The organism is Kiritimatiellia bacterium, from assembly GCA_018001225.1.
Classification (GTDB): Bacteria; Verrucomicrobiota; Kiritimatiellia; order CAIQIC01; family JAGNIJ01; genus JAGNIJ01.
The window spans coordinates 40,222-52,522 of record JAGNIJ010000031.1; the positions used below are offsets into that span (position 1 = coordinate 40,222).

The 12,301-nt window shown below is 69.2% G+C and carries 1 protein-coding gene (cut by a window edge); it reads right to left on the reverse strand.

Annotation, left to right across the window (positions count from 1 at the left end):
- Window positions 1-12,289 carry the 5' end (the start) of a DUF2235 domain-containing protein gene (locus KA248_10895; GenBank protein MBP7830414.1) on the reverse strand. It extends 15,989 nt beyond the left edge of the window, so only the first 12,289 of its 28,278 coding nucleotides appear in the window; its start codon is at window positions 12,287-12,289; its stop codon lies off the left edge, out of view.
- Window positions 12,290-12,301 lie beyond the last annotated feature (12 nt).

A 12,301-nucleotide genomic window follows, 5' to 3' on the forward strand; every position in this document is an offset into this window, starting at 1 on the left:
ACAGCGTACCCCGCGGATCCTCGCCGCCCGCGCCGTAGGCGGGGATCAGCATCCACCGGATGGTCGCCGTCTTGCCGCCCTCGACCCGGCCCGCGCCGGCGATGTTGGAGATGTTTTCCAGCTTGTCCAGGCGGATGAAGAAGAACGCCTCGGTGTCGTTCGGGTTCGAGGAGGCGCGCACCAACTCGTTGCTGGCGTTGCGGAAGATCAGCTCGATGGACACGTTCTCGATGGCGGTCTTCGGCAAGCCGTTGCGGATGCTCATCCGCGCCTCGAAGGCCTGCCGCTCGAGCGTCAGTTCCTGCGGGATTTCCAGCACGACCTCGGCGCAGGTCGCACCGCCGGCCTCGCCGTCCCGGCAGGTTCCCTGGGCCTTGCCAATCCAGACTTCGCGCTCCGACCGGCCGCCGACCGACGCCCACGGGTCGGGCAGGTAACGGCCGATTTGACCCAGCGTCCATGGCTCGAACCGGTCCGCATCGCCGGCAGGGGTTGCGAACCAGGGCAGGCGCGCCGGTAGAACACGCTCGAACGGCCACGGCTCGGTGGTGCCCGCCAGGATATCGATCGGCCAGGGGACCTCATCGGCCAGGTAGCCGTTCAGCGTCAGCGGATCGGACGACCGCATGATGTAGCGGCCCATCGCGGGCGAGTAGAAACGGCTGCCGTCGTACGCGAGGCCGATCTCCGGATCCCAGAGCCAGCCGCGGAAGCCGAACGACAGCGGGATTCCGGCGGCTTCCAGGGTGGCCTGCCCGAACGCGTCGTAGCGCGCCGACCAGACCTCGCCGCCGCTCTGGTCCAACAGCTTCCAGGGCGTGCCCTGCTCATCCGCCGCCACCCAGTACAGGCTGCCGCCGACACGCAGGAACAGCGGCGTTTCGCCCTGCCCGCCTTCGCCGGCCTCCGCGTACCCGTATTCCGCCAACGCCGTCCCGTCATCGGCGTACTCGCCGAGCAGCCGGCCTCCGTCATGGATGTACCAGCGGCGGACGCCGCCGCTGCGTTTCCAGAGCCGGCGCCCTTCGCCGTCGTAGCCGAACGCCGCCTTCTCCTGGCCCGCGCCATCGGTCACGCGCACCAGGCGGCCCGCGGCATCGTACTCGAACCGCTCGGACGAACCCGCGTCCGCCCGGTTGGTCAGGTTGCCGTTGGCGTCGTACTGCAGGGTCCAGCCGCCGTAGGCCGTCAGCTCGTTGCGCGCGCCGCTGATCCACAACTCGGCCATGCCGGACGCGGTCCGGCGATTGCCGTTGGCATCGTACGTGTACGTCTCGGGATCACCCGTCGGGCCCGACTGGTAGGTCAGGCGGCCCATGGCGTCATATTGGAAGTGGTAGCTGCCGTGCTCGGTGTCGCGGCGCGTCAACCGGCCCATCGCGTCGTAGGCCAGTTCGTGCCGCATCAGCTCGTGACTCACGGCATCCTTGGCGACCAGCGCCGTCGGACGGCCAAGCCACTCGTACTCGCGTTCCAGGACCGTGCCGCCCGGCAGCGATATCCGGATCGGCCTCGGGCCGTCCCACGCGGCCGGGAGGCCCCACGGGCTCTCCACGACACGATCCGACGGCGCGCGCGGCCCGGGCCCCGAGGACAGGGCTTCGCGGTAGGCCTGCATCCAGGGCTGCTCCCACGGCGCGCGGCCTTCCGAATCGAACAGGCGGTTCGCGTCGAGCAGGCCGCCCTCGAGGTAGGCCCCGGACCGGGCCGGCAGCGACCACTCGTACTCGTTGAACACGACCTGGCCCAGGCCGGGCATCAGGATGGAGGAGACGCGGGTCTGGCCGTCATAGGCGTACTCGCACGCGAATCCCGAGGCGTACTGCAGGCGCTGAACGGCGCCCGCCGCGTCGAAGGTCCGGGCCACCGCGCCGGTGCCACCGCTCCATGTCCACTGCTCGTTGGTGCCCCGCCCTCGCGCATCCCGCTGCACGGCCACGGCGAGACCGTCGCCCGTCCAGCGCCGCACGCGGCCGGCCCCGTCGCGCTCCCAGCGGTAATCGAGGACCACCTGGTTCGTCGCCTGGGCGGCCATGAAGACCTGCTGCGTGAGCGCCAGGTCCGAGTCGTACCGCAGGCGCGTCCAATTCCCGCGCCCGTCCCGGCGCGCGGAAGCGGCCCCCTGTGCGTCGTATTCGTACGTCCACGTGGTCCCGGCCTCGTCCACGCGCTGGGCCGGCCGGTCGAGGCCATCCCATGTCCACTGCACGGTGCGGCCGCCGGGGCCGGCCCGCTGCACCAGCCGGCGCCAGCCGTCCCAGGCCAGCGTCCACGCACCGCCCGCCGAATTGGTCAGCGCCACGGCGCGCCCTTCCGCGTCGCGCGCCACGGCCATCGACCACCCCGCGCTGTTCGTCGCGCGCGTCAGGCGGTCGCCGGCGTCATACACATACGTCACAGTGGAGACCAGGCTCGTTCCGTTCCGGGCCTGCGCCTGCGTCAGGCGGCGGCGCGCGTCGTACTGCATCGTCCACTCATGGCCCGGGAACTCGACGCGCCAGGGGCGCTCTTCGAGGTTCAACGAGGCCGGGTAGGTCAGCACGAGGCTCCCCTCGCCCGCCGCCACGGACTGCAGGCGGCCTGCCTCGTCGTAGGCGGCCTGCCAGACGGCCCGGCCCGCCTCGTCCAGTTCGCGCTCCAGTTGCCCGTTCAGGTTCAGCTCGAAAACCCGTTCCGCGCCCTCGGCGACGCGGCGCACCATCCGGTACGGGCCTTTCTCGTACACCCACGCCGCCTGGACCTGGCCGCCCGCCATGACCTGCGTCACCGCGCCCATGCCATCCACGAACCACTGCCGGCTCAAGCCGTCGGCAGCCGTCCGGCGGATCACGGCGTTGGTGACGATCTGGTCGACCACGTTGCTGCCCTGAACGACCTGGTTGGTCACCGTCTCCTCGTAGGCGAAGGCCCATTCCCGGCCGCGATCGTCGCGCCGCCACAGCAGCCGGCCGGCGCCGTCCTGCTCGATCCGGTTGGTGCGTCCCTTCTCGTCCGCCCAGGCCACCACCAGCCCATTCGTGCCGGGATAGGCGAACGCGCGCGACAGCGCCGGGGAATCCCCGTCCGTGCCGCGGCCCACGGCGTTCGTCAGCCGGCCCTGGGCATCGTACGCGAAGCTCCAGACCGCGCCCGTCTCCGCTCCGCTGCGCGTGACGCCCGCCAGCCGGCCGCCGGCGTCGTAGCCGTAATTCCACGCCAGGCCGAGCCGGTCCGTCGCCTGGGTCAGCTTCCGGCCGGTCACGTCGTAGCCGAAGAACCGCACCAGGCCGCCGTCCTGTTCCACCCGGGCCACGCGGCCGCGCGAATCGTAGAACACGCGGTGGGAGCGGCCGTCCTGATCGGTCACCGTGTCGCCGAGATCGTCGGCCCGGTATACGCTGCGCACCTGCTGCCCGTTGATGACCGCGCGCAACAGCGTGCCGTCGCGCCGGAACCGCCATTCGCGATGTGCGCCGTTTCCGCCGCGGTCCTTGCCCTCGGCGCGGGCGACGTACTCCTTGCGCTGGGAATCGTAGTCGAAGGCGAAGTAGTAGCCCTGCTCCGCGTCGGGGGCCAGGCTCTGGATCGTGCCGGCGGCGTCGATCTTCTCGGCCTCGTCCAGGATGTTCTCCCAGTCCAGGTCGTTGTAGTCCAGCACCGCCCGCTCGAACCGGCCGTCCAGCACGGCCTGCAGGTGCCCCATGTCGTCGTGCATGATCCGGCGCGTCCGGCCGCCCGAATCCTTGCGCAGCGCCATGCAGCCGAGTTCGTCGTACTCGTACGCCGTCCACCCGCCGCCCGGCAGGACCACCTTGATGAGGTCGTATTCCAGGAACATGCGCACCGCGCCGGGATCGCTCTCGGACAGGTCGAGGGCCGTGTTGGCGGCCGCCTCCTTCATCGCCCACGTGTACTTCGGACCGGGCCGCCCGGCCTCGAGGGACGCGACGGGGCTCTCCAGGCCGGCGTAGCTCACCTTGACGACCTGCGCCGTGCCGCCCGCGCCGCGGACCCCGACGATCCGGCGGACGTCACCCGTGGTCTCGAAGACGAAACGGGAATCGTCGGAGCTGTAGCCGTCCCACAACTCGCGGCCCGCCAGGTACACGTCCTGCGCCGGCGTCAGGCGGTCGCCCATCGGCGTGGTGTACAAGACCTGCATGTCCGCGCCGCGGCCCGCGTACCAGCCGAAGACGAAGCCATAGTCCTGCCCGATGCTCTGCCGCTCCACCCGGATGTCGCCGGCTTCGAGATCCGTGGTCCGCTCGATGTACACGCGCGTGCGCAATTCGACCTCGCCCCCGTCGCCCACGGGGAACACGTAGTCGCCGCCGCGGTTGTCCCGGGTCTCGTCCTGGACCAGGGGGCAGGACCAGCAGCCGAGATTGCTGATCAGCGAGCCGCCGCCGCTCTCGCCTCCCATGTCCATGCCGCCGTCGCCTTCACCAACCCCCACGTCCTCGCCTTCACCGTCGCCCTGCTGCTTCGGCTCGCACTCGTAGCCGTCCGGCTTCCAGGCCGTCAGCTTGCCGCTGGCGTTCTGGACGACCTCGCGCCCCAGCGCGGTGACGAACTTGTACGAGACGCTGTAGTACTTCTCGTAGCAGTAGTTCGGACGCAGGCACGTGATCCGGAACGGGACCACCAGTTCGCCGCGCGCGGCCAGCTCGGAGGGGAACTGGCTGACGAGGTATTCGTACTTGAAGGAATCGTCGGTCGCCGGCAGGCCGAACCGCAACTGCTCGGCCCTGATCATGCCCTCGTTGCGCATCAGCAACTCGCCCTGGTACACGTCGCCGGCCCGCATCTCCGGCAGGTTGATCTGAAGGGGCGCGACGATCATCACGGGCGCGGGCACATCGGTCTGGTACACCGCGCGCAGCACGATCTCGTAGCGGTCCTGGATGGTCGTGGGCACCACCTCCCATTCGACGGTGATGGTCTGGTAGTCGAGGAAGGCCTCCTCGGTGATGGTAATACCCGGCTTGATCCACACGCGGCCGGACCGGCTGTCGTGGTTCGGCGAGGTGATCTGGTAGCGGTAACGGCCCGCGGGCAGTTGGGTGACAAGCGCTTCGCCCCACGCGTCGCTGACGACGCTGGTGCTGATGCTCAAGGCCTGCTCGTGCTGGAGCTTGATCGTCGCGCCGGCGACGCCCTGGACCACCTGCCCCTGCGCGTCGAGCGTGCCCGTGTAGAGATCCGTCAGCTTGAAGAGCACGTGGCCGATGCCGGACTCCGTGACCGTCAGGTAGAACGGGATCCGCCGCAACGAATGGTTCGTGGCCGAGACGACCAGGTAGAAAGAGTAGTCTCCGTCCTCGACCCCGGACGTCGGCAGGAAGGTGACCTCGACGACCTGGGTCGCGCCCACCGCGATCTCGGGGAAGAACGTGCCGGTTTCCACCCAGGCCCAGGACGGCGCCGGCTGGCCCGCTCCGGTCACCAGGCTGACGCTGACGCCCCGCAGCGAGGCCAGCCCCGTGTTCTCGAGTGTCACCGTCTCCGTGACGGGCAGGCCGCGCCGCGTGCCCGTCTGCACGTGGGTCGGGCTGAAGGCCAGCCGCGGCTGGGCCTCGGAGAACTGGTAGTTGAGCGTGATCATCGCCCAGGCGTTCGTGCCCGAGTAGTCGTCGCGCACCCGCAGGTAGGCGGTGCCCGAGCGCGGGGCGTCGGGCCCGGCCTGCACGGTGAAGCCCAGGCTGGCCGTGCCGCCTTCCGCCAGCGCCGCCACGGGCGCCAGCGGCGTGATGACCAGCCCGGTCGGGCAGAGCCCGCCCGGCTGGTCCGAGGCCTGGTAGACCAGGGCCAGGTTGGTGGCGGTCGTGCCCCGCGCCGCCTCCACGGAGACCGACACGGCGTACGCCGGGTGGCTGATGGGCAGGCGGAGGTTGATCGTCCGCGGGCTGACGAGCAGCTTCTGGATGACGAACCCGTCCTGCGGGACGCGATCCTTCAGCACGGGGTGCTGCGCCCACACGGTATAGACGCCGGCCTCGCCGACTTGCGGAACGAAGGTATGCGCGAAATCCCCGTGGGCATCGGTGGTCAGGCTGACCGTCCGGTCGAAGCCCTCCACCGAGATCAACAGCGAGACCGCGGCCCCGCCCAGCGGCTGCCCGGTCGCGCGGTCCCACGCCCGGCCCTGGATCGCGATGCTCTCCCCGCCGAGGGACAGCCGGGGCGTCACGTTGGTCACGAGCGCGTAGTACGGCGTGTCGGCCAGCCGCAGCGCCTGGCGCGCCTGGAGCCCGCGGACCTGGCTCTCGTCCACGCGGCTGCGGTGGTAGTAGACCCGGTCCATCTCGAGGACCACGTAGATGTCGTCCGGCGCGGCCGTGGGTACGTACACCGTCGTCGGGGCCGAAACGAATTCCTTGCCGGCGCCGATCCGCGCGACGACCTCGCCGTTGGCCAGCGCCACGAGGCCGGCGCCGATCGCCTGTTGCGCCGACGCGGCGGACAGGACGTTGCCGTCCTTGTCCGTCAGCTTGAACCGGACGTCCGGCGACGCGCCATTGCCGTAGGCGGAAGCCGTCACGACCTCCAGTTCCACCGGGCTGGTGTTGCGCAGCACCCACTGGACCTCCATCTCCCCGCCGCGCACGCCGCCGCCGGCGCGCAGATCCACGCTCAACTGGTCGTTGACCGCGGCCCAGGACACGTCCCGCCGCAGCGTCACCAGCGACCCCACCGCCGGCTCCATGCGCAGGGTCGTAACCGCGGGCACGTTCGTGGCCGCGTTGGTCGAGCAGCCCACGACCACGGCCATGGGCTGGACCTGCCCGGGCTCGAGCGAGAAGAAGGCCGACCGGTTGGTCTGGTTCTCCGCCTCCACCACCAGCTGGATATTCTGCAGCGCCAGCTCGGTCCGGTTGGTCAGGGTGAAGGTCAGCTGGTTCATCATCCCGCGCTTCAGCGGCAGGCCCTGCGAAACCTCCGCCCGGATATCGGGCAGCAGGATCGAGCGGCGCACGCTCTCCTCATCCTGGTCGTCGACCGCCGACACCGTGTACCAGCGGCCGCCGCCGGCATACGAGGCGTCCGTGAAGTTGGTCGACAGCCAGAGGCCGGCGTGCAGGCGCTGCACCTGCTGGCTCTGGCCCGCGTACACCTGGTAGCCGGCGACGTCCGCCGGGTACGGGTGCGCCCAGGTCAGAACCGGCGCGGTGTCGTTGGTCATGGCGATGCGCAGGCTGTTCACGGGCATCAGGCTGATGTTGAGATAGGCCGGGTCCGCCGCCGGCGATTCGTTGCCGACGTTGTCGATCGCCGTCGCCGTGTAGAAGCGCTCGGTCTTGGATGGATGCGGGTCCACCCATTCCGTCAGCACGACCCGATCGCCCTTCGGCGTCAGCCCAACCACGTTGGTCACGGCCGCGCTCGCGCCCCGGTAAACGCGGTATTTGACCGGCTCCGTGAACACCGGCGCCTGCCAGTCCACCAGCATCCCGTTGCCGACCAGTTCGAGCGCCAGCCCGGACGGCGCCTCGGGGGGCGTGGCGTCCGACACCGCGGAGACCGATGGACTTCGCTCGCCGATCCGTTCGCGCTGGTTTTCCTGGCGGATGCTGGCGACGGCGTAGCTGTACACGCCCTCCTCGGCGGGCCGGTCCAGGTAACTCAAGGTGTTGGTGCTGCGGGCCAGCGGCGCCAGGTCCTCTTCGCCCGGCGCCTGGCGGTAAACCTGGTAATCCTTCGCGCCCTCGACGGCGTTCCAGCTCAGCTCGATCGCGCCGGCCGGCAGGGACTCTGCCACCAGCCCGAACGGCGAGGACAGCCCGGGCAGGTCGCCCTGGTAGACTTCGAACTCGCTTTGGCAAAGGAATTCCGAGCCCTCGTTGCCCAGGTCGTCCTCGGCCGAGAACCGGAACTGCAGGAATTCCGACGGGTCGCCGGCGTCCGCGGGAAGCGCAAAGGTCCCCTGCCACGAGGCCTCGGTGATCTGCACCACCGACGTCATCGCCGTCCACGTGTTCGTATGGCCAGACAGCTTCCACCCGAACTCCGGCGTGGCGCCGGCCGCGGGGGCCTCGTTGAGAACGAACCGCGCTGTCACGACGGCCGGGTTGGTCGCGGCGTTCTCAATCGGCTCGTTGGGCTGCACGACCAGTTGCGAGACCGCGGGGCCCTCCGTATCGATCAGCAGGCTGCCGCCCGACAGGATCTGCGAGCCGCGGTTCCCGGCGGCGTCTCGGCTGGAGAAGGTCAGCAGCGCCGTCCCGGCGGGCGTGCTCGGGAAGACGGAGAACTGTCCCCGGTACTCGAGATCCCCGGCGGCGCTCAACACGATGGCCAGGGGGACACCGCCGTCCGGCGTGATCCCGAGGAAGGGCGTCACGATCGCCGCCTCGCTCAACGTCACCCGCACGTCCACGGGCCCCGTCCCGTACCGGCCGGTGGCCGGGTCATAAGGCCCGTGGGGCGTGAACTGGATCGTCGCCGACGGGCCGACGCGGTCGGACGTCGCCGACACTTCGCCCGAGAGCGCGCTTTCGGTGCCGGCCTGGTTCTCGGCCGTCACGCGGTAGTACCACACGCCGTCCGAGGGCGGGATGTCCGTATAGCCCAGGACCGACACCATGCTCGCGTTGACCCGCGCGGCGTCGGCCGTCGAACTGAACGTGCCCGCGGCGCGATAGACGTGGTAGCCCTTGATGGCGCCCTCGCTCGGCGCGCCCCAGGTGAGCTGGATCTTCCCGGCGTCGCCCATCTTGGCCTCCAGCCAGGGCGGCGTCGGCGGGGTCGTCGTGTCCAGGATGACTATGGCCGACGCCGTGCGCGGGCCCTCGCCGGCGCGGTTGATCGCGGCGGCCTCGATGACGTTGGTGCCCTCCCGGAGCGTCACGCGGGCGCTGAAGAGCCCCGACGTGCCCACCGAGACCGTCAGGGACGTCGTCGCGGCGCCGCTGATGTACCACCGCGCCTGCGAGGCATAGAGCGCGCTGCCGCCGGACAGGCTGAACTCGGGGTTCCGGACCGACACGGTCGCGCCCGCCACCGGCGTGATCATCGTCGGGGCGCCCGGCGCGGCGAGCGCCACGGGGAGGTTGGTGACATACACGGCTTGGTTGTCCTTGCTGTCGTACGCGCGGACCCGCACCTCGTGGAGCCCGTCCGTCGCCGTATTCGCCACGTTCCAGAAAGCGGCGAAGCTCGACGGCCCCTTGCTGTCCGTGCCGATCAGCTGGCCGTTGACGAGGAACTCCACGCGGCTCACGCCGATCGGGTCCTCCGCCGTGACCGAGAAGCTTCCCGGCCAGGTGACAGCGCCGGGCAGGGCGGCATTATTCCACTTCAGGGCTCCGATTTCGGGTCCCGTCGTGTCGTCTTCGGTCATGGCGGCCACCGGGGTCACGCCGGGATTCTGGCCGTCGGACTTGTTCACGACGGTCACCGAGAACCAGTTGGTCTCGTAGTTCTGCAGGCCGGCCAGTTGCGCGTTGGTCGCCGTCGAGGTCAGGCGCGGCGTCATGCCGGCGACGTTGGTGTACGCGTTGGTGGCCACGTAGATCGCGTAGTGCTTCACGTAGCCCGCCGGTTGCACGGCGTTCCAGCGAATGCGGACGAATCCGTCGTAGGCCTGCACGACGAGACCCGTCGGGTTGGGCAGCAGCGTGTAGCCCGTCGCCGCGAGGCCGGAGCCCTCGTTGCCGGTCTGGTCGTAGGCCGCGACGCGGAACGCGTAGGCCGAGGCCGGCTGCAGGCCCGGCAGGGCATACATCCGGTTGGTCGGCTCCAGCGCAACAGGTACGGGGTTATTGGTCACGTAGAGGCGGTAGCCCGCGAGATCGGCCTGCGGATCGGCGGACGCGGACCAGTACGCCACCAGGCCCGTCGAGTAGCACTCGAACCACATGCCCGTCGGGTTGGCCGGCGCCACGATGTCCACCGGCGCAGCGGCGATCGAGGTCACGTTGGAGTTGCAAAGGCCCCCGGTGTCCCGCGCCATGACCGCGTACCATTTCGTCTCGCCACGGGTCAGGCCGGTGACCGTGTAGCTCTTCTGGCCGGCCGACCGCGAGCCGATCAGCGAGGCTTGGGAAGCATGGGTAAAGCTCGCGTCCGCCTGGTAGATCGAGTAGCCCGCGATGTCCCCGCCGTTGGCCAGCTCGTCGTAGGCCGCCCAGCCCAGCGTGATCTGCGTGCCGACGCCCGCCACGGTCGCCGTCACCGTCACCGGCCCGGGCGAGACGTCGTTGTACAGGATCTCGACGCTCACCACCCCGCTTGTGTTGCCCGCCTGGTCACGCGACGAGTAGGCCAGCGGATTCACGCCGCTCGTGAGGGCCTGCGTGTACGACCAGTTGGTCGAGGAAGTGAACCCGATCACCTGCGCGCCGTTCCGGTAGAGCGCGGCATAGGCTTCCTTGGTCCCCGCGATCGTCTGCTGGTTGATCGTGGTCGGCGACGCGACCGCGTACACCACCGGCGTGGACGGCGCCACGCGGTCCACCGTGAAGGCCGAACTGAACGTCCCCGTGTTGCCCGAGAAATCCACCAGCACGGCGGACACGGTATAGACGCCGTCCAGCAGCGAGCCCGAGGGCGTGAAGGTCAGCGTGTTGGTCGTGGCCTCCCACGCGCCGGGCATGATCACGCCCGAGCGGGTGACGTTGCCGATCGTGTTCAGGTCCACATTGAGACCGCTCGTCGCTTCCGTGTACGTCAGCCGCACGAACGACGGCGAATTGTTGGTATAGGCGCCGTTCGCCGGCGACACCGCGGTCACCGCAGGGGCCACGGAGTCCACGTAGAAGCGGTATTCATTGGTTGCCGAGGCGTTCCCCGCCTGGTCCACGCCGTGGACCCGCAGCACGATCGTGCCTTGACCCAGGGTCCAGGCCTTCGACCACACCCCCGTCCCGCGCGACACCTGCAAGATCCCATTGATCCAAACCGCCGTGTCCGCGTCGCGCGTGCCCCAGAGCGTGATCGCGGTAGTCCGCAGGCTGTTGGTGGCCGGGGCGGCCAGGCGGTTTGTCACTACCGGAGCCGACGGGGGTTGATTGTCTATTATAAAGGTGTTGGTATACCCGGCCTCCGGAGGATGACCCGCCTGGGTCAGGATATTCGTACCCATGACCAGCGTGTAGAGCCCTTCCACGGACGCCGCCTGCGAAAACGCCAGTCGGTAGGAAATGCTGTCCAAGGGCGAAATGGAGGCGAGTCCCACGCTGCCCTGCGGTCCTGTCAGGGTAAAGTCTTCCGTCCCCAGCGTGTCTTCATTCAGCCGCGCAATGAAAACAAGGTCCACGTGCGCGACAGGACCCTTCACCAGCCCGCCCGGGGTCATCAAGGACACCCGCACCGGCGCCATGTTGGCGATGTACACGGTGCCCGTCGCCCCGGCGGGATAGCCCGCGCCGCCCGCGGCGCTGACTCGGTTCGACAGGTCGAACCCGTCGGTCTCCTGATAGTAGATCGCAATACGCCCGCCGCCGCCGCCGCCGCCATAATAGTAGGAATCCGTGCAGCGCCCCCCCAGGGCCTCGATGCGCCCGCTCCCCGCGAGTTGCCCGACATCCAGGTAAATACCGCCCCCACTTCCGCGTCCATAGATTCCATCGGTCGAGTTGGCTCGAAGGATCCCCTCCAATTCCAAACGTCCGGCCTGTATTCTCGCCAGTCCCCCTCCCGGAACGCTGCCATCACTGGGCCCCGAACCGCTGCCCAGTTCATTCGGGTTGCGATAATCGCCATACACGGGATTGGCTACACCGCCGTACGCGTTCCCGCCGAGTCCGCCATAGCTTCCGCCCGACCGGCCCGTGCTCGCGTTGGTGGTGGTATTAGGCCAGGTCCTTCCTCCAAGATAACCCTTGCTGTTCATATCAATCGTGCTGTTGCTGGCCACGTGCAGCGTCCCCAGCACGGTCAGGTTCAGGCTGTAGTTCGTCGCGGCGGTCGCCGCCGAGTGCGTCAGAGCGGCGTTGTCTACAATATACATATTGGACGGGGTCAACCCGGAGGACCGCACCTCCGCTACCGTTCCCGTCCCGCGCAACATCACGTCTTCCGTAAAGTTCGTCCCTTCGGGCAGCCACAGCCAGGCCGCTTTGTTCCCACCGCCCTTCCGATCTATCACCAGTTGGCCGCGATCCCCGTTCTTCTGCAGATAAATCGTGCCGGCCGCACCCTGCACGTCATAGCTTCCCCCCGCCGCCGTCACGCGATTCGTCAAGTCAAACCCACTCGCGTCTTCGTAATACAGGGCGATCCGTCCCCCGCCCCCCGCTCCTGCCCAATACCCGCTGCCTCCGCCCAGGGCCCGCACCTGGCCATACCCCACCAGGGTGGTGACATCCAATCGTATCCCCCC